Source organism: Pseudoduganella namucuonensis, assembly GCF_900116645.1.
In the GTDB taxonomy this organism is placed as follows: domain Bacteria; phylum Pseudomonadota; class Gammaproteobacteria; order Burkholderiales; family Burkholderiaceae_D; genus Rugamonas; species Rugamonas namucuonensis.
The window spans coordinates 190827-209195 of sequence record NZ_FPBO01000004.1; the positions used below are offsets into that span (position 1 = coordinate 190827).

Here is an 18369-nt window from a genome sequence, read left to right on the forward strand (position 1 = left end):
CGCCCAGGGCTATTTAAAGTTGCGCGGCAAAGAAAAACGGCGCCGGACAAGAGCCGGGCGCCGCTGGTCGGGAACGGGAGGACTTAGCCGTGACGGCGGCGGCGCAGCATGCACAGCGCGCCCAGGCCCAGCGCCAGCAACGGCAGGCTGCCCGGCGTCGGCACCACGCGCACCAGACCCTCGATCACGTCGTTCTGGCAGGTTTCGCCCCAGTGCATGGCGAAGGACGAGAAATTGACCAGCGCCGTCGACGACGCGTTGATCGTGAACGTCAGTTTCTGGTCCTTCGTCACGGTCCAGCTGCCGGTCAGGCCGGTGTAATTCACGGTGCTCGAGGTGGTCTTCACCGCCGTGGCCTGGCCATTGCGGTAGAGGCACTGGGTGCCCAGCGTGCAGGTCATGAACGATTCGGAGTTCTTGATGTTGGCCGCGTTGGTCGAACCGTTCAGTTGGTACAGCTTGAAGGTGCCGCCGGTGTTGCTCCAGCGGTTGTCCAGGCTGAAGCCGTAGTTCCACTTGGTGCCGTTGGCGGCGTTGTCGCCGGTGTGGTGGGCGTCCGTGCCGAACGGATTCCAGGCCTGCGACAGGAACACGTCGCCATAGCCGATGCCGTTCGGGCCGGCCCAGGAGTCGGCGCCCGCGTGGCCGGCGAAGGCGGTGTTGATGGTCACCGTCAGCACGCTGCCGACGCGCGCGATCGTCGCGCCGCCGATGTCGTACATGCTGCCGCCGATCACGTCGCCCTGGCCGTGGCTGTCGCCGCCCCAATAGGCGTTCGCGCCGGAGTCGCTGATCCCGCCAGCCTGGGCGCCATGCATCGCCAGCAGCGCGAACGCGGCGCAAAAGGCGCTGAACAGTTTTTTCATGATTCGTCCCGTGGAAAGATTTAATTCTTTAAAGCATTAATCATGCCAGGCGGTTAACAAGCTTTGTAAACAAGCCCTTACCCGCCTCCCCCCGCCCGTGTGGCGCGAACTGTAAAGATTTCCGACAGTCCGGGTTGCCCGGTTGCACCGTGCGCGCAAGCATGCCACCATTCAGGGTTGCCGCCATTGTATACTGGTTCGTACCCAAAGGAAATTCATGTTTCATTTTATTAACAAACGAACGGCGCTTTCCAGCCTGTGCTGCGCGCTGCTCGTGGGGGCCGCGCTGACCGGCTGCCGGCAGGAAAGCAAGGCCGACCTGCTGGCCCAAGCCAGGCAATACCGCCAGAACAATGAATTCAACGCCGCCCTGATCTCGCTGAAGAACGCGGTGGAGGCCAATCCCGACCACGCGGAGGCCCGCTTCCTGCTGGCCACCTTGTACAACGACACCGGCAACGCGCTGGCGGCGGAGAAGGAGATCCGCAAGGCGCTGGCCAACGGCACGCCGGCCGCCACCGCCATGCCGGTGCTGGCCAAGGCCTTGCTGCAGCAGGGCCAGTTCAAGAAGGCGCTCGAGGAGACCGAGGCCGAGGCGGCCAATAACGGCGCCGACCTGCTGTGCGTGCGCGCCGACGCCCACCTGGCGCTGGAGCAGGTGCCCGAGGCGAAGAAAGTGTTCGAGAAGGTGCTGGAGCTGCACCCCGACCATCCCACCGCCCTGATCGGCCTGGGCCGCGTGGCCTTCCTGTCGGGCGACGTGGACCTGGCCCACCAATACGCCACCCGGGTGCTGGCGGCCCAGCCCCGCAACACCGACGCGCTGATGTTCAAGGGCGACCTGCTGCGCGCGCAAAACCAGCCGCAACAGGCGCTGGACGCCTACGACCAGGTCATCGCCATCAATCCGCAGCACCGCACCGTCCACGTCGAGATGGCCTACCTGGAAATCGCCGTCGGCAAGTTCGCCGAGGCCCAGGCCAACCTCGCCAAGGCCGAGAAGGTCACGCCCGGCAGCGTGCTGGTGGCCTACACCCAGGCCCTGCTGGACTTCTCGCGGGGCAAGCACATCGCCGCCCAGGAGTCGCTGCAGAAGGTGCTGCGGGTGGCGCCCGACCATCCGCCCAGCGTGCTGCTGGCCGGCGCCGTGGCCCTGAACCTGGGCTCGCTGCAGCAGGCCGAGCACCACCTGCGCCGCTACCTGGACCGCAACCCCTACAACGTCTACGCGCGCAAGATGCTGGCCTCCACGCTGCTGCGCAGCGGCGCCACGCCGGACGCGCTGGCCGTGCTGGAGCCGGCGCTGAAGAGCGAACAGCAGGACGTGCAGCTGCTGGCCCTGGCCGGCGAATCCTATATGCAGGCGCGCGACTTCAACAAGGCCACCGAATACTTCGGCAAGGCCAGCGAGCTCGATCCGACTGCGGCCAAGCTGCGCACCTCGCTGGGCATGAGCAAGCTGGGCAAGGGCGACCGCGCGCAGGGCATCAGCGACCTGCAGGCGGCGGCCAGGCTGGACACCAGTTCCGAGCAGGCCGGCATCGCGCTGATCCGCGCCGAACTGGGCCTGCAGCGCCTGGACCAGGCCCACGCCGCCGTCGAGGCGCTGGAAAAGACGCAGCCGGCCAACGCCACGCTGCAGGACCTGAAGGGTATGGTCTACCTCGGCAAGCAAGACCCGGCGCGCGCCCGCGCCGCCTTCGAGCGCGCGCTGGCGCTGGAGCCGGCCTACTTCCCCGCCGCCGCCAACCTGGCGCAGCTGGACGCGGTGGAGAAGAAGCCGGAGGCGGCCCGGCAGCGGCTGAAGAACTTCCTGGCGAACAACAAGGGCAGTGTCGAGGCGCTGAACGCGCTGGCCACGCTGGCCACCGCCGAGCGCAAGCCCGACGAGGCCACCCGCTGGCTGGAACAGGCGCACGAGGTGGACGCGAACGCCATCGGCCCGGCCGTGCGCCTGCTGTCCCACTACCTGGTCAACGCCAGGAACGACAAGGCGCTGCTGCTGGCGCGCAAGGTCCAGCTGGACCACCCGGACAACCCGGACCTGCTGGACCTGCTGGGCAAGAGCCAGCTGGCCAACGGCGACAAGGTCGGCGCGCTCGATTCCTACAAGAAGCTGGCCGCCGCCCTGCCCCGTTCCGCGCACGCGCAGATGCAGGTGGCCGCGATGGAGCTGCTGCTCGACAACACGGCGGCGGCCGAGGACCATTTGAAGACGGCGCTGGCGATGCAGCCGGACTTCCCGGCCGCGCAAGTGGCGCAGGCCGAGCTGTACGTGAAGCGCGGCTCGTACGAGCTGGCGATGATGATGGCCGACCGCCTGCAGCGCAAGTATCCGAAGGCCTCGGCCGGCTACCAGCTGGCGGGCGACGTGCGCACCGTGCAGAACAAGCACGAACTGGCGCTGGCGGCCTACGAGCAGGCGCTGGCGCTGGGCAAGAAGAACGAGCTGGTCGTCAAGATCGCCAACGCGCTGCGCGCCACCGGCAAGCCGCAGGAGGCGGTGCGGCGGCTGGACCAGTGGCTGAAGGCCAATCCGGACGACGCGCGCATCGAACTGTACAAGGCCGAGACCATGCTGGCCGACAAGCAGTACGCCGAGGCCGCGCCCTACCTGGAGGCCATGCTGAAACGGCACCCGGACAACGTCACCGCGCTCAACAACCTGGCCTGGGCCTACCAGCAGATGAAGGACAGGCGCGCGCGCGCCGTGGCCGAACAGGCTTACCAGCTGGCCGGCGACCAGCCGGCCGTGATGGACACGCTGGGCTGGATCCTGATCGAGCAGGGCGACACGGCGCGCGGCCTGCCGATCCTGCAAAAAGCCCACGCCCAGGCGCCGCTGGCGCGCGACATCCGCTACCACCTGGCCGCCGGCCTCGCCAAGGCGGGCCAGAAGCCCGCCGCGCGCCAGCACCTGGAGCAGCTGCTGGCCGGCGACACGCGCTTCGCCCAGGCCGACGACGCGCGGGCGCTGCTGCTGCTGCTGCGATGAGGGCGACGGCGATGCCGCCCGCGCCCCGCCGTCCGCTGCGCGCCGCGCTGGCGGCCCTGTGCCTGTGCGCGGGGCCGGCCGCCGCCAACGACGTCACCATGGCCTTCGGCGAGAAGATCCCGCCGTTCTGCTTCCCCGAGACCAATTCCGGCATCGAGATCGAGGTCATCAGCGCCGCCCTGGCCCACCGGGGCCATGTGCTCAAGCCGGTGTACTACCCGTTCGCGCGCATACCGGTCGCCTTCAAGGCGCACGTGGTGGACAGCGCGATGACCGACCTGGGCCAGGACATGCTGGCCGCCGGCGCCTGGTACGGCGACCCGGCCGTCACCTACGACAACGTGTTCATCAGCCTGAGGGAGCGCAAGCTGGTGATCCGCAAGCCGGAGGACCTGCGGGGCCTGACGGTGATTTCCTTCCCCGGCGCGGCCAAGCGCTATCCCGAGTGGCTGGGGCCGGTGCAGAAGGCGGGCCACTATTACGAGCAAAACGACCAGGGCTTGCAGGTGACCACCCTGAACATGGGCCGTTACGACCTGGTGCTCAGCGACCGCAACATCTTCAAATACTTCATGCTGCTGCAGTCGCGGAACAAGGCGGTGCGGCTCAAACCGGTCACCGAGCATGGCTTCGTCAAATTGAATCCGATGGATTACCGCACCGTGTTCTGGAACCGCCAGATCCGCGACGATTTCAACGCCGGACTAAAACACATCAAGGACAACGGCCAATTCGACGCGATTTACCGTAAATATCTGGGCAAGGCCGAGCATTAATCCCCGCGAATAAATCGCGCGCCGCATTGGGAATATCGCTTATTAAATCCCTTCGCCAAACGATCAATTTCTTGATCATTATGTATTCCTCCCCAATATAACGGACACCAATTCCGTTATATGTTCGGCATTTCCGCCACACCTCCCCGCCACTCCCGATCAACCGTGTGATTGTTCATTCGACCGCCGCGCGCGGCCATGCTCGGCTTTATATACTGGCCGGGCAGCTGTTGATTAATAAAACAGAGTCAAAAACCAAATACGGAGATGAGAGTGGATAATATAAACCAGGACAGATTGCGGTTACGCCCTTTAAGCTACGCGGTATCGATCGCGCTGGCGTCTTTGGTGACGGGTAATATCGCCGTGGCCCAGGAGAATAAATCGGCGACCGCCGTCGCCGCAAATGGCGAGGTGAAACAAGTGCTGGTGGTGGGCACCCGCGCCTCCCAGCAATCGGCCATCGAACGGAAGAAGAACGCCGCGACGGCGATGGACTCCATCGTCGCGGAAGACGTGGGAGCGCTACCGGACCGCAACGTCGGCGAGGCGATTTCGCGCCTGTCCGGCGTGGCGCTGGACCGCGGCGACTTCGGCGAGGGTGTCAGCGTGGCGGTGCGCGGCAATTCGGCCGACCTGACCCGCGTGGAGATCGACGGCCAGGGCGTGCTGGCCGGCGGCGGCACCGACCTGAACGGCGGCGGTGGCGGACGCGGCGTGGAGCTGCGCGAGATGTCGGCCGACCTGATCAAGAGCGTCGACGTGGTCAAGGGCGCCACCGCCGACATGACCGAGGGCTCGCTGGGCGGCGGCATCATCATCAAGACCCGCACCGGCCTGGACTTCAAGAAGCCCTTCTATTCGCTGCGCGTGGCCGGCTCCCAGGGCTCGCTGAACAAGCAATGGTCGCCGGACACCAACCTCATCCTCGCCGACAAGTTCCTCGACAACCGCCTGGGCGTGCTGCTCAACGTGTCGACCTCGCAGATGCACAACGAGGGCCACTCGTCCGAGGTGGCGACCAGCAAGGTGGCCGGCTACGCGCGCGCCATCGACTTCGACAACTCGCCCGCGAAGACCTTCTCCTTCAACCCGGCCACGGTCTCGGCCAACGATCCGGCCTCGACCTCGCCGATCCAGTCCATCCCGATGACGGCCGGCGGCTTCTTCAATTCCGCCTCGCCGCTGGAACTGGTGACCCGCTCGGCCGCCGCCAAGTCCAAGGCCGACTGCCACGCCGCCTTCCCCAACCTGACCACGGCCCAGCAAAACTCCATGGCCGCCGGCAACGCGGGGCGCAACGCCGCCATCAACCAGCGCGGCAATGAACTGCTGACCTGCCTGAACCAGTGGAACGACTACACGCCGTCGCTGGTGCGCTTCCTGGAGAAGAGCCAGGTCGACAAGCGCCGCTCGATGGACTTGCGCCTGGACTTCAAGGTCAACAACGAGCTGAGCGTGTACGCCAAGGGCAGCCTGACGCGGCGCCGCATCGACGACACCTTCATGACCTACGGCCTCGGCGGCCTGAACGTCAACACCGCCGTCGCCCTGAGCCCGACCTACAACGGCCCCACCTTCAGCGACGCGACCGGCAAGCGGGTCGCCGTCCCGAATTCCGGCTATTACAACTACGACAATTACACCTTCCGCACCAACGCCTTCCCGATCGAGGGCGCGGTCGCCAACGTGGTGCCCGGCTCCGCCGTGGTCGACGCCAACCACCACGTGACCAGGTTCTCCATCACCGACGGCAGCGCCGGCGTGGACCAGATCCACAACGTGATGGAAACCAGCGTGCGCTACCTGCAGGCGGGCGGCAGCTGGAAGAGCGGCCCGCTGGCGGCCGAATTCCTGGTGGGCGACTCCAAGGCCGACTTCTCGCGCGGCGACAAGCGCACCAGCTGGAGCTACAACTACGGCCCGGCCACCCTGCAGGCGCTGCCGAACGGCCTGTGGAGCTACAGCTTCCCGGCCGGCAGCGCCTTCGACCAGACCAATCCCGCCCTGTACGCCGCCGCGCGGCCGGCCACGGTGGCCACGGTGGCGGCGCCACTGTCGGCCAACAACACGGTCGCCCTGCCCGCCTACAGCATCGCCCAGCAGCCGCTGCGCACCCAGGCGCCGCAGATCACCTGGACGCCGAAGATCAACGAGTCCAGCGAGCGCACCGCCAAGCTGGACCTGAGCTACGCCCTGCCCGAGGGCGTGCCCTTGCTGACCCGCCTGAAAACCGGCTTCAACCTGCGCGACACCGGCGGCAACAGCTGGGGCGCCGGCGGCTACACGGCGGCGACCGCCAAGGGCGAGTTCGGCGCGGCGGGCTACGTGCCGGCCGTGCACGTGCCGTCGGCCAACGTGCGCAGCTCCTTCATGGGCTGCGAAAACACCGCCGGTTCGCTGGGCGCCGGCGGCGCGCCGTGCAAATACGGCTTCAACCCGAGCAGCGATCCGCGTCCCAACACCGTGCAGTCCGGCCAGACCGTGATGACCCAGGCCCAGTTCCAGGACATCATCGCCCAGTCCATGACGCAGCCGAACTCCCTCTTCTTCAACGGCGCCAAGGACAGGCCGGCGGAACTGATCAAGGGCTGGAACCAGATCGACGTGGAGAAGGTGTTCTCGCTGGTCGGCACCCCGAACATCGACTTCGACTGCGTGAAGGAATGCACCGGCAGCGACGGCAAGGTGTACCAGCAGCCGGTGAGCACCTTCAAGGAGCGCACCACGGCCGGCTACGCCATGACCGACTTCTCGCTCGACCACATCCCCTTCACCGGCAAGGCGCTGCCCTTCGGCATGGAGCTCGAGGGCAACCTGGGCTACCGCGTGGTGCGCACCGAGGTCAAGGCCACCGGCATGATGTATTTCACGTCCATCGTGAAGACGCCGTCCTTCGACCCGGCCTTCCCCAACCTCGCCACCGGCATCTCGTCCAGCACCATCGGCAAGATCACGGCGCTGGAGGCCAACACCACCGACTACCTGCCGATCCAGAACTACGCCATGTGGGTGGTGCCGAACGAGGTCGTGCTGCGCTACCACCGCTCCAAGGCGGTGGCCCGCCCTCCCGTGACCAGCCTGCTGCCGGCCGGCACCTGCACCTTCGACGAGCGCCGCTATTCGACCAGCACCGACGGCGACACCGACCAGAGCTGCTCCGGCACCATCGGCAACCCGGCCCTGCGCGCCCAGCGCAACACCAACCAGAACGTGAGCCTGGAATGGTACCCGAACCGCGACACGCAATTCAGCGTCGCCACGTTCAAGCAGGTCGGCAAGGTCGGCGCGGCCACCACGGTGGGCCGCAGCGACGTCAAGCTGTTCGACGGCACCGACCTGATCGACCCGCAGACCGGCCGGCGCCTGTCGGACCTGGACTTCAACTTCAGCACCTGGGAGAACGGCGCCAGCACCACCCGCAAGGGCGTCGAGTTCTCGACCCGCACCGCCTTCACCTTCCTGCCCTGGCACCTGCGCAACACCGGCATCGACGCCAACTACACCAAGCTGCGCTCGGCGGTGTCGTCGGTCAACATCGTGGACCTGATCACCGGCGATCCGCTGCCGCCGGCGCGCGAGTCGAAGTACTCGTACAACTGGGCGCTGTGGTACGACGACGGCGCGCTGTCGGCCCGCGTCGCGGTGCAGGCCGTGGCCTCGTTCTTCAGCTGCATCGCGGGCTGCGGCGGCAACACGGTCAACAACTACCCGAACGCGGCCGGCGGACGCACCACGATCACGCCGTACAACCCGGGGTCGCCGAACTTCAGGGACGCCACGCGCTGGGTCGACGCCAAGATCGCCTACCGCTTCAAGAACGGCATCGAGCTGTTCGCCGAGGCCCGCAACCTGGGCCGCGCCACCGTCTCGAACAGCCAGGGCGTGTACTCGCCGTTCGCCGACGGCACGCCCAACCTGCTCGACATCGCGTACACCGGCCGCCGCATCATGGTGGGCGTGAACATCCGCAGCCTGGAGTGAGCGGCTAGCCGCGGCCGAACAGCCTGTCCATGCGCGCCATCGCCTCGGCGATGCGCGGCTGCGCGGTCGCGTACGAGAAGCGCACATGGCGATGCGGCGCGGCCACGCCGAAGTCGTCGCCCGGCACGAAGGCCACCCCGGCCTCGCGCAGCACGGACAGCACGAACCTGGCGCTGTCGCCGGCGTCCGGATGGGCGACCCGGCCGCAGTCGGCGTAGACGTAGAAGGCGCCGTCCGGCATCACCGGCACGCCGAAGCCCATGCCGCGCAGGGCCGGCACCAGGAAGTCGCGTCGCCGCTTCAGCTCCAGCCTGCGCTCCTCGTACACCGCGATGGAATCCGGGTGGAAGCAGGCCAGCGCCGCGTGCTGGGCGATGGTGGACGGGCAGATGAACAGGTTCTGCGCCAGCTTTTCCACCGTGCCCACCAGTTCATCGGGCACCACCAGCCAGCCCAGGCGCCAGCCCGTCATGCTGAAGTATTTGGAGAAGCTGTTGACGGTGATGACGCCGTCGTCGATGGCCAGCGCGCTGTGCGGCGCGTGGTCGTAGCTCAGCCCCTGGTAGATCTCGTCGACGATGGCGAAGCCGCCGCGCGCCCGCACGGCGGCCAGCATGTCCGTCATCTGCCCGATGGTCAGCGAGGTGCCGGTGGGGTTGGACGGCGAGGCGACGATGACGCCGCGGGTGCGCGGCGTCCAGTCGCGCGCGACGTCGCCGGCCACCAGCTGGTAGCGCTGTTCGGGGCCGGACGGCACCAGCACCGCCTTGCCGCCGAAGGCGGAGACGAAATGGCGGTTGCAGGGATAGCTGGGGTCCGGCATCAGCACCTCGTCGCCCTCGGACAGCAGCGCGGCGCAGGCCAGCAGCAGCCCGGCCGAGGCGCCGGCCGTGACGACGATCCGGCGCGGATCGACGGCCACGCCGAAGGCGCCCAGGTAATGGGCGGCGATGGCCTCGCGCAGCGCCGGCATGCCCAGCGCGTCGGTGTACTGGGTGGCGCCGCCGCGGATGGCGCGGATGGCCGCCTCGGCGACCAGCTCCGGCGCCGTGAAATCCGGCTCGCCGACGCTCATGCTGATGACGTCCACGCCGGAGCGGGCCGCCTCGCCGGCCGCCTTCATGATCTCCATCACCCGGAACGGCTCGATCGCCCGCACGCGCGCGGCGGTCCGCAGCGCGTGCGCGTGGTTGGCGGGGTTGGCGGCGGGGTCGGGCTGGGTCATGGCGGTTCTCTGCTGGTGGATGGCGGCGGTCCGGCCAGCGGCCGCCCGGGAGGCGATTATAGCCCAACGGGCGGCGTCGAAAAGCCGCTCAGGCGCGCCGTCCCGCCCCTCCCGCCGCCGCCCGGTACGGCTGCGGGCGCATGCCCATGTGCTCCAGCACGCCGTCGGCCATGCGGTCGACGCTGAAGCGCGAGGCGACGACGCGCGCGTTGGCGGCCAGTTCGGTGTGCAGCGCGCGGTCCTCCAGCAGGCGGCCCAGCTGGCGCGCCAGGTCGCCGCTGTCCCAGGTGCGGAAACTCAATCCGCCGGAGCGGCCCTGGTCGTGGATCACCTCCGCCACGCCACCGTAGTCGGGCACCAGCACCGGCGTGCCGTGGCTCATGGCCTCGGCCACCACCAGCCCGAAGGGCTCGCGGTTGACCGACGGGTACACCACGCAGTGGCTGTGCGCGTACAGCGCGCCGCGCAGCTCGGGCGCGACCGTGCCGGCGTGGTGCACGGCCAGCCCCAGGTGCCGGCCCAGGTCGGTCAGCACGTCGCGGTAGCCCTGGCCCTTGGCGGTGGCGCCGCAGATCACCAGCTGCATCGGCGGCGCCGCCTGGCCGCGCCGGGCCAGCAGCCTGGCCGCGTACAGCAGCAGGTCGATGCCCTTCTCGGATTCCTGCCGCCCCAGGTACAGCACGATCGGCGTGTCCTGCCGCAGCGCCGGGAAGGCGGCCTTGATCATCGCGAAGTCCGGGCGCGCCCCCGGCCCCGGCAACTCCACGCCGTTGTACACCACCTGCAGCCGCGCCGGCGACACGCCGATCTCCTCGACCAGGCGCTGCGCGTAGTCCTCGCTGACGGCGATCGCGCGCCAGGCCGAGCGCGTCATGGCCTGCCGCACGCCCGCGCGGAACGGCTCGCCCAGGCCGATGCGGGTGGCCAGCGCCGCGAATTCCTCGTCGCCCTGGAAGGTCAGCGCGTAGTCGAACTGCGCGTCCTTGCCCTGGGCCGCCATCGCCAGCGGCCCCAGCGTGCCGAAGCCGGCCAGCAGGTGGGTGACGCCGTCCTCGGCGATATGGCCGCGCAGCCGCCGCGCCAGCGCCGGATCCGGCTCGGGGCCGGCGAACAGGGAGCGCAGCATGTTGGACAGCAGGCGCTCGACATAGCCGCCGCGGCGCTGGATGGCGCGCACCCGCAGCCGCTTGGGCAGCAGGAACAGCGCGCCGCCCACCACGCGGTCGAGGAATTCGGACGGCCGCTGGAAATGGTAGCGGGTGCCGTGGCACAGCATGCGGTGCCCGATGCCGGCGTCGGCCAGCTCCTCGTTGCACTCAAGCATCCAATACACCACGACCTTGTGGCCGCGCCGGTGCAGCGCGTTGGCCAGCGTCAGGTCGCGCACGGTGGAGCCGAGATAGTCTCCGCTGCCCATGGTGAGGATGGCGAAACTGGGGGCGATAAGCATGGTGTTCTCCAATGGCTGGCTAGAAGGTGGGCTGAAGGGTGGACTAAAAGGTGTACGACAGGCCGTAGAACAGCGAGCGCCGCGGCAGCGTGCCGAATTCGCTGCCCGCCTTGCCGCGCGACAGCGTCGGCGTGAGGTAGAGCTGGGTGTGCCCGCCCAGCTCGTACTCGATGTGGAGCGACGCCTGGTGCGAATGGTCGTCGGCGTTGCGGATGGCGCGCAGCAGCAGGTTGGTGTTGCCGCCCACTTTGGTGTCCACGTATTGCAGCAGCTGGTAGCGGCGCCGCAGCACCGGCAGGCGCGGCTGCGGCAGCGCGGTGCCGGCGCACAGCGCCACCGGCGTCAGGCGGCAGCCGGCGTTGTTGCGGAAATACTCGGCCGTGAAGGTGGCGCCGCTCTCCAGCGTGTACGAGCCGCCCAGCAGCGCGCGGTAGTCGCGCCGCTGCGGCGCCTGGCTGGCGCGCCGCTGCGCCACGCTGGCCTCGCCGTACACCAGCAGGGCCTCCGACGCGTTCCAGCCGGCGAAGGCGCCGGTCCGGTTCAGGCCGTGCTTGCGGTGCGACCACAGCAGCGACGCGTAGTGGCCGTCGCCGGTGTAGTCCAGCTTGGCCGCGTAGGTCCGGTCGAAGCCGGTCTGTTCGCGCTCGGTGGCGTCGAAGAAGTCCGCCACCGCCTCCCGCGCGCCGGCCAGCGCGGCCGCCGCGCCCAGGGCGAAGCTGCCGACGGTGGCGCTGTGGCGGTCCTCGCGCCCCAGCCTGCCGCGCCCGGTGTTGGCGATCAGCGACAGCGTCCACGTGCCGCTGGGGATGTACACGGCGCGCACATAGTCCATGCCGGGCTGCTCGACGTTGGGATTGCTCTTGCCGTTGTTGGGATTGAAGGGATTGGAGGCCGACAGCAGCGCCGCCGGCCCCCATTGCAGGTTCTCGCGGCCGGCGATGAAGGTGAACGCGTCGCCGGCGCGGTAGCGCACATAGCCCTCGTTGATGTAGGCGTGGGAGGCGTGGTAGGTCTGGCGGCCGGGCAGGCCGAACTCCATGTCGGTTTCGCTGCGCAGCAGCGACAGGCGCGGCTTCAAGCCCAGTTCCAGCCCGGCCCCGGTCCAGCCGAAGTCGGGCCGCAGGTCCAGCTGCTGCTGGTTGCGCGGCAGCGCCAGCAGGTTGAAGCCGCGCTCGGCGCCGCTCTGCCGGTGCGCCACGCCGAAGGCGAACAGGTTGTAGCGGGTGTACAGTTCGCTCTCCGGCGCGGCGGCGGACGCGTCCGCCCCGGCGGCGGGGCCCGGGCTGGCGGCCAGGGCCAGCAGCAGCGCCAGTGGCGGCGCGGGCGGACGGGGCGGGTGCTTACGCATGGCGGGTCCTATCGCATGAAAAGGTTCAGGTCGAACACATGGTCGGGCAGCGGGCCGATGTGCGGCTCGCGCAGGCTGAGCCGGGTCACCGCCCCGTTCATCAGCTCGCCCCGCATGACGATGCGCGACAGGAAGGGCCGCTTGCGCCCGCCCAGCCGCACCTCGTTGTCGTAGTCCATGGTGGCGGTCTTGAACTTCTTGCCCGACACCGTGTAGTACTCGGCCTTGACGCCCACCTGGCGCCGCGTCGAGATCCAGTAGCGGATGCGGTCGTAGGTCACCTTGTCGGTCCTGGCCTTCAGGTCGAACACGCGGCAGGCCTCGCCGTCCACGTCCTCCTCAGGCAGCTCGGCGGCGTCGTAGTGCTCGGCGTAGTTGGTGGAGGCGATGTCGCCGTAGGAGGCGTCGCCCATCAGCTTCTGGCGCTGCGACACCGGCACCGGCTTGCTCAAGCCCTGCTTGTAGAACCACATGCTGGTGTTGAGCATCAACAGCTTGTTGCCCTTGTACTTGGGCGGCGCCTGGCTGACGCCGGCCACGTTGAAGCCGCGCGCCTTGATCTCGTACACCAGCGTGTCGGTCACCCGCTCGTTCTCGCTGGTCTCCACCGTCACGTTCCAGGCGATGCCCTCGACATTGCCGCGCGCCTCGTCGGCCGCCCGCAGCAGCTCCAGCGCGGCCGGCGCCGCCGCCCCGGCCGGCGCCGCCGGCGACCATGCCAACGCCACGGCCAGCGCCCAGGCCGTCGGCGCGCCCCTCCATCCTGCCGGGCCGGCCGTCCCGCGCTTGCGTTTCCAGTTTTCCATGATGTCCTCCGTCAGGTGTAGCCCAGGGCGCGCGGAATGTCCATGCGCGCCGCCTTGCGCGCCGGCGCGACCGCCGCCGCCAGCGACAGCAGCAGCAACAGCAGCACGCTGGCCAGCCAGTGCCAGCCCACCAGGTAGATGCGCAGCGGCACCTCGCGCGTGATCTGCGGCGGCACCCAGGTCGGCTCCAGCAGCCGCAGCAGGTACAGCTGCAGCAGCAACACCGCCATCCCGAACAGCGCGCCGGCCGCGCCCAGCAGCGCGCTCTCGAGCGCGAACAGGCCGACGATGCCGCCGCGCCGCACCCCCAGCGCGCGCAGCGTGCCGATCTCGCGGGTGCGCTCCATCACCGCCATGCCGACCGTGTTGAGCACGCTCATGACGACGATGGTGAAGACGATCTGGAACGTGATCAGGAAGATCACGTCGAACATCTTCTTGACCTTGGTGTAGAACGGCGCCTGTTCGCGCCAGGTCCTCAGTTCGACCTCCAGGCCGGCCGCCGCCAGCGCGCCGGCCAGCCGGTCGCGCGCCGCGTCGGCGTCGGCGCCGGCCCGCAGCAGCACCGTCACGCGGTCGGCGCCGCCGGTGTCGTACAGGCCCTGCGCGAACGCCAGCGGCACCGCCGCCAGCTTGTCCTCCAGCGCCTCGACCGGGGCGTCCACCAGCTGCGCCAGGCGCACGTCGAGCGCGTTGATCTGGCCGGACACGGTGGGCGCCATGGCCACCGCCGCGCCGCCCAGCTCCAGGTTCAGCTGGCGCGCCAGGCCCCGGCTGACGCCGATGCCGTCGCGGCGCGCGTCGTCGAGCGCCTCGCCGTCGTACTGGCGCACCCGGTCGGCGCCGTTCGGCGCCTGCTCCATGATGGCCGCCACGTCGGACGGCACGCGTCCGGCGGCGACGAAGATGGTCGACACCTGGCCGTTGCTGAGCAGGCCGGCGATGTGCAGCGCCGGCGTGGCCAGCAGCACCTCCGGGTCGCCCAGCAGCGTGTCCCGCGCGCGCGCCAGCTCGGCCGGCGCCAGCAGGTAGCGCGCCGGATCCAGCTTGCCCTGGCGCAGGAAGCCGGCCTTGTACACCGTCAGGTGGCCGTTGCCCTCGCCGTAGATGTAGCTGTCCTCCAGGCTGCTGAAGATGTAGGCGGTGAAGCCGCCCAGCGTGTTGACGGCCACGAAGCCGAGGCCGATGGCGGCCACCGTCACCAGCGAGCGCCGCCCGTTGCGGAACAGGTTGCGCGCGGCGAGCCTGAGCCAGGTCCTCATGAGACCCCCCTGGCCGGCGCCACCTGGCGGTCGGACACGGCGCGGCCGTCGCGCAGCTGCAGCTGGCGGTCGACCCGCCCCAGCAGGCGCTCGTCGTGGGTGGAGAACACGAAGGTGGCGCCCTCGTGGCGGCCGATCCGGCGCATCAGCTCGATGATCATGACGGCGTTCTCGGTGTCCAGGTTGGCGGTCGGCTCGTCGGCCACCACCAGCGCCGGGCGCGTGATCAGCGCGCGCGCGATCGCCACCCGCTGCTGCTGGCCGCCGGACAGCCTGGCCGGCCGGTGCGCCATGTGCGCGGCCAGCCCGACCTGCGCCAGCCGCTCGGCCGCCTCGGCGCGCGCGGTCCTCTCCGGCGCGCCGCCGATCTGCAGCGGCAGCATCACGTTCTCCAGCGCCGACAGCACCGGGACCAGGTTGAAGCTCTGGAACACGAAGCCGATGGCGCGGTTGCGCACGTCGCTGCGGCGCCGGTCCGACATCCGCGCCGTCGGTTCGCCGTCGAAGGCGAGGCTGCCGGAGGTGGGCGTGTCGAGCAGGCCGAGCAGGTTGCACAGCGTCGACTTGCCGGAGCCCGACGGCCCCCAGACGGCGATGAATTCGCCGCGCTCGATGCGCAGGTCGACGCCGGCCAGCGCGTCGAGCGCGACCTCGCCCAGCTGGTACTGTTTGCCGACGCCGCGCAGTTCGAGCAGCGGCGGCTGGATTTGGTTGAGCATATGCACTCCTGTGGGATTGGGCGGGCGCGCGGGCGCCGGCCGGGGGAAAACGCGCCGCGGTGTCAGCCGCCGGGCGCGGGGTCGGCGGCGACGGCGCACACCAGGTCGCCCTCGCGCAGGCTGTGCACCAGCGCCTCGCGCCCGCCGGGCCCGTGGCGCATCAGCAGCGCGCCGTCGGGCTCGCGCCGCAGCGCCGCGTAGCGCCGGGGCGAGCCCAGGCAGCCGGTGCCCATCAGCTTGCCCAGCGCCTCCTTGGCGCACCACAACCGGGTCTGCCATTCGGCGGCCTGGGCCGGGGTGGCGTCCGGCAGCAGCGCCAGCTCGGCCGGGCCGGCGTAGGCGGCCAGGCAGGCCGGCTCGCGCGCGGCCACGCGCTCCAGGTCCACGCCCACCGGCGCGCCGTGCGCCACCGCCACCGCGCGCTCGCCGTGGTGGGCGATGCTGAGCGAGGGCGGCGCCTGCGGGCCCGGCCAGACGTCCACCCGGGGCTGGCCCCGCTCGTCGGCCGCCAGCGAGAACGCCGCCGGGTGCAGCATGTCGGCCGCGCCGCCGCCGCGCGCGGCCCACACCCGCGCCGCGTCCTTGGCGGCGATCCGGCCCAGCAGCCAGGCCAGCTGGCGCGCCGCGGGCAGCGCGTGGTACGGCGCCATCTCGGCCAGGTGCAGGTAGTGCCGCGCCAGCAGGCCGCGGTCGAAATCGGCGACGGCGCGCCCGTCCATGCAGCGGCACACCAGGGCCGCGCCGGCCGCCGCCGGCAGCGCCTGCTCCACGCTGAGCAGGTGGCGGCAGGGCTGGCGGCGGAAGTCCAGCAGTTGCCGGTCCCAGCGGAACTGCCACGACTTCCAGTCGCGGATGCGCAGCCAGGGTGCGCCGGCGCCGTCGCCGATCTCGACGTCGCTGCTCAGCAGCTTGCCCAGCGCGCGGGTGCGCACGCGGATCGGCACCCGGCTGCCGGGCGGCGGCGTCGGGCCGTAGTATTCCAGCTTGCCCAGGCCGATCGGGAAGGTCACGCGCCCGTGGCGCGCCATGGCCCACACGCCGATCAGCTGCCCCACCCCGTCCATCAGCGCCGGATCGGTCAGCAGCTGCGGCGCGGCGCTGGAGCGGAACAGGCGGTCCGGCGCGCGCACCGCCAGCGTGCCGGCCGCGTCGTCCCGGTCCAGCGCGATCGGGCCGTCCAGGCAGCGCAGCGTGGGGCCGTGGAACAGCTGGCGGCTGGCGTAGACCTCGGCCGCGCCGATGGCCGCCGCCGCGGCCGGCGCGGCCGCCACCGGCTCCAGGCTGTGGCGGTAGTGCGCGCCGAACAGCAACTCGGCGCTGATGGCCGGCTGCGGCGCGTCGCCGGCGACGATGGAGGCGGCCACCCGGATCCCGCGCGGCCCGGCCTCCTCCAGCACCCGCGCCTCGATGCGCAGCGCCAGCGTGGCGCTGTCCTCCAGCGCGATCCAGCGCACCGCGCCGACGGCGTCGATGCCGGTCAGGCCCAGTCCCGGCGCCAGGCACGCGGCCACCTCGGCCATCGCCTCCAGGCTGAAGGTCATCGGCAGCACCGGGTAGCAGGCCGCCAGCGGCTTGTGCGGGCGGGCCGGCACGAAGTGGTGGTCGGCCAGGTGCAGGTCCTCGTCCAGCGCCAGGGTGCGCAGCACGGCGATGCCGCGGCCCGGGACGTGGCCCAGGACCTCGCCCAGGAAGGGCATGGCCGGCGTCATGTCTTCTCCATCACCAGGCCGGTCACGGTCAGGCCGGGACCGAAGCCCAGCGCCACCACCCGGGTGCCGGCGGCGATGTCCGGCTCGTCGACGATGCCCTTGAGGATGTGCGGAATGGTGGCCGAGGACATATTGCCGTTCTCGCGGAACACCTGCTTGCTGATGGCCACCTGCTCGTCGCGCAGCCCGAGCTCGCCCTGCACGTGCTCGACGATCTTCGGCCCGCCCGGGTGGATCGCGAACACCAGGCCGTCGCGCTCGCTCTCGAACTCGATGCCGGCGCGCCGCAGCAGGCCGACCACGAAGGCGCGCACATGGCGCTTGATCACCACCGGCACCATCACCGACAGGGTCATCTGGAACTGGTGCGAGGCCGGCACCCAGGTCATGTCGTCGGCCGAATCGGGCAGCAGGTGCTCGTGCGCGGCCAGCACGCGCAGGCCGCGCCGCCCGCGCCGCCGCACGTGGGCGTCACTGCCCAGCGAGTAGCGGATGAAGCCGTCCGCGAACAGGCTCATGGTGATGATGTTCTCGATGCCGTCGTCCTCGATGTTGTGGTGGCCCGACAGCAGCTCGGTGTGCACGATGTCGACCAGTTCGCGCGGGGCGCCGTCGTGCCAGTGGGCCGACGCCAGGAAGCCGTGCGCCATCTTGATGGCCGGGAAGGCGCCGTAGCAGCCCATGTGGTAGCTGTGCGTGACGGTGGTGTCGTACCATTCGCGTTGCGCCGCCATGCGCTCGACCGGGCTGGGCGCGAGGTAGCCGGAGCAGGTCACGTGGATCAGGTCGTCCGGCGCCTCGCGGCCGGACGGGAACAGCTCGTCCAGGCAACCGCCGACGATCTTGCCGTAGGCCGCGTGGCGCCGTTTCAGGTCGAAGCCCCTGGTGTCCTCGGGGCCGTCGAACAGGCGCAGGTGCTCCTCCTCCGGTTCCTTGAGCACCAGTTCGCCCTCGTTGTAGCGCAGGTCCACCAGGCGCGGGAACAGCACCAGCTGGCGGCGGTGGATCTGGTCGGTCGAGACGGCGTAGCGGGCGATCTTGTCGCGCATGTGGCGCAGCGTGCGCAGCAGGTCCTCCTTCTTGTCCAGCTGGTGCGCCTTGCAGTGGCCCTTGGCCAGGCCGAAGGCCGATATCTCGAGCGCGACGCGCTGGCCGACCGGGCGGGCGACCTGGGCCGGCTGGAAATCAAACAACACGGGTTGGGGGGCGTTCATTGCGGTTCTCCTGGT

General features: G+C 70.0%; 12 protein-coding genes. 3 read left to right on the top strand and 9 right to left on the bottom strand.

Going from position 1 to position 18369, the window contains the following annotated elements; genetic code table 11:
• Nucleotides 1-83: 83 nt before the first annotated feature.
• Nucleotides 84-866, bottom strand: coding sequence for a hypothetical protein (locus tag BM436_RS06435; protein WP_093554666.1), 783 nt, complete (start codon nucleotides 864-866; stop codon nucleotides 84-86).
• 217 nt (nucleotides 867-1083) lie between these two features.
• On the opposite strand from BM436_RS06435, the gene prsT reads away from it, so the two are divergent.
• From prsT to BM436_RS06450, 3 genes are all read left to right on the top strand, one after another.
• Nucleotides 1084-3861, top strand: coding sequence for an XrtA/PEP-CTERM system TPR-repeat protein PrsT (gene prsT / locus BM436_RS06440; protein ID WP_093554667.1), 2778 nt, complete (start codon nucleotides 1084-1086; stop codon nucleotides 3859-3861).
• Nucleotides 3862-3872: 11 nt separating this feature from the next.
• On the top strand, nucleotides 3873-4637 hold the full coding sequence (locus BM436_RS06445; protein WP_218164820.1) for a substrate-binding periplasmic protein: 765 nt from the start codon (nucleotides 3873-3875) through the stop codon (nucleotides 4635-4637).
• 348 nt (nucleotides 4638-4985) lie between these two features.
• Nucleotides 4986-8621 (top strand): TonB-dependent receptor, encoded by a 3636-nt coding sequence (locus tag BM436_RS06450; protein WP_229489423.1) that lies wholly within the window; start codon nucleotides 4986-4988, stop codon nucleotides 8619-8621.
• 4 nt (nucleotides 8622-8625) lie between these two features.
• On the opposite strand, the gene BM436_RS06455 is transcribed toward BM436_RS06450, so the two are convergent.
• From BM436_RS06455 to BM436_RS06490, 8 genes are all read right to left on the bottom strand, one after another.
• Nucleotides 8626-9846: a pyridoxal phosphate-dependent aminotransferase gene (locus tag BM436_RS06455; protein ID WP_093554669.1), complete on the bottom strand. Its 1221-nt coding sequence runs from the start codon at nucleotides 9844-9846 to the stop codon at nucleotides 8626-8628.
• A gap of 88 nt (nucleotides 9847-9934) precedes the next feature.
• A complete protein-coding gene (locus BM436_RS06460; protein WP_177307001.1) occupies nucleotides 9935-11296 on the bottom strand; it encodes a glycosyltransferase family 4 protein in 1362 nt (453 codons plus the stop codon).
• A 43-nt stretch (nucleotides 11297-11339) separates the two neighbouring features.
• A complete protein-coding gene (locus tag BM436_RS06465; protein ID WP_093554670.1) occupies nucleotides 11340-12644 on the bottom strand; it encodes a hypothetical protein in 1305 nt (434 codons plus the stop codon).
• Nucleotides 12645-12652: 8 nt separating this feature from the next.
• Nucleotides 12653-13450 (bottom strand): outer membrane lipoprotein-sorting protein, encoded by a 798-nt coding sequence (locus tag BM436_RS06470; RefSeq protein ID WP_093554671.1) that lies wholly within the window; start codon nucleotides 13448-13450, stop codon nucleotides 12653-12655.
• An 11-nt stretch (nucleotides 13451-13461) separates the two neighbouring features.
• Nucleotides 13462-14712 (bottom strand): ABC transporter permease, encoded by a 1251-nt coding sequence (locus tag BM436_RS06475; protein WP_093554672.1) that lies wholly within the window; start codon nucleotides 14710-14712, stop codon nucleotides 13462-13464.
• Nucleotides 14709-15431, bottom strand: coding sequence for an ABC transporter ATP-binding protein (locus BM436_RS06480; RefSeq protein WP_093554673.1), 723 nt, complete (start codon nucleotides 15429-15431; stop codon nucleotides 14709-14711). Before BM436_RS06480 ends, BM436_RS06475 begins: the two co-directional genes overlap by 4 nt.
• A 62-nt stretch (nucleotides 15432-15493) precedes the next feature.
• Nucleotides 15494-17140, bottom strand: coding sequence for a 4'-phosphopantetheinyl transferase superfamily protein (locus tag BM436_RS06485; RefSeq protein ID WP_093554674.1), 1647 nt, complete (start codon nucleotides 17138-17140; stop codon nucleotides 15494-15496).
• Nucleotides 17137-18354: a 3-oxoacyl-[acyl-carrier-protein] synthase III C-terminal domain-containing protein gene (locus tag BM436_RS06490; RefSeq protein ID WP_093554675.1), complete on the bottom strand. Its 1218-nt coding sequence runs from the start codon at nucleotides 18352-18354 to the stop codon at nucleotides 17137-17139. Before BM436_RS06490 ends, BM436_RS06485 begins: the two co-directional genes overlap by 4 nt.
• Nucleotides 18355-18369 lie beyond the last annotated feature (15 nt).

Excerpts from the sequence above, each read along its gene's own strand:
- BM436_RS06490 (WP_093554675.1), bottom strand. The coding sequence starts at position 18,354 with ATGAACGCCCCCCAACCCGTGTTGTTTGATTTCCAGCCGGCCCAGGTC.
- BM436_RS06435 (WP_093554666.1), bottom strand. The coding sequence starts at position 866 with ATGAAAAAACTGTTCAGCGCCTTTTGCGCCGCGTTCGCGCTGCTGGCG.
- BM436_RS06445 (WP_218164820.1), top strand. The coding sequence starts at position 3,873 with ATGCCGCCCGCGCCCCGCCGTCCGCTGCGCGCCGCGCTGGCGGCCCTG.
- prsT (WP_093554667.1), top strand. The coding sequence starts at position 1,084 with ATGTTTCATTTTATTAACAAACGAACGGCGCTTTCCAGCCTGTGCTGC.
- BM436_RS06470 (WP_093554671.1), bottom strand. The coding sequence starts at position 13,450 with ATGGAAAACTGGAAACGCAAGCGCGGGACGGCCGGCCCGGCAGGATGG.
- BM436_RS06475 (WP_093554672.1), bottom strand. The coding sequence starts at position 14,712 with ATGAGGACCTGGCTCAGGCTCGCCGCGCGCAACCTGTTCCGCAACGGG.
- BM436_RS06460 (WP_177307001.1), bottom strand. The coding sequence starts at position 11,296 with ATGCTTATCGCCCCCAGTTTCGCCATCCTCACCATGGGCAGCGGAGAC.
- BM436_RS06480 (WP_093554673.1), bottom strand. The coding sequence starts at position 15,431 with ATGCTCAACCAAATCCAGCCGCCGCTGCTCGAACTGCGCGGCGTCGGC.
- BM436_RS06455 (WP_093554669.1), bottom strand. The coding sequence starts at position 9,846 with ATGACCCAGCCCGACCCCGCCGCCAACCCCGCCAACCACGCGCACGCG.
- BM436_RS06485 (WP_093554674.1), bottom strand. The coding sequence starts at position 17,140 with ATGACGCCGGCCATGCCCTTCCTGGGCGAGGTCCTGGGCCACGTCCCG.
- BM436_RS06465 (WP_093554670.1), bottom strand. The coding sequence starts at position 12,644 with ATGCGTAAGCACCCGCCCCGTCCGCCCGCGCCGCCACTGGCGCTGCTG.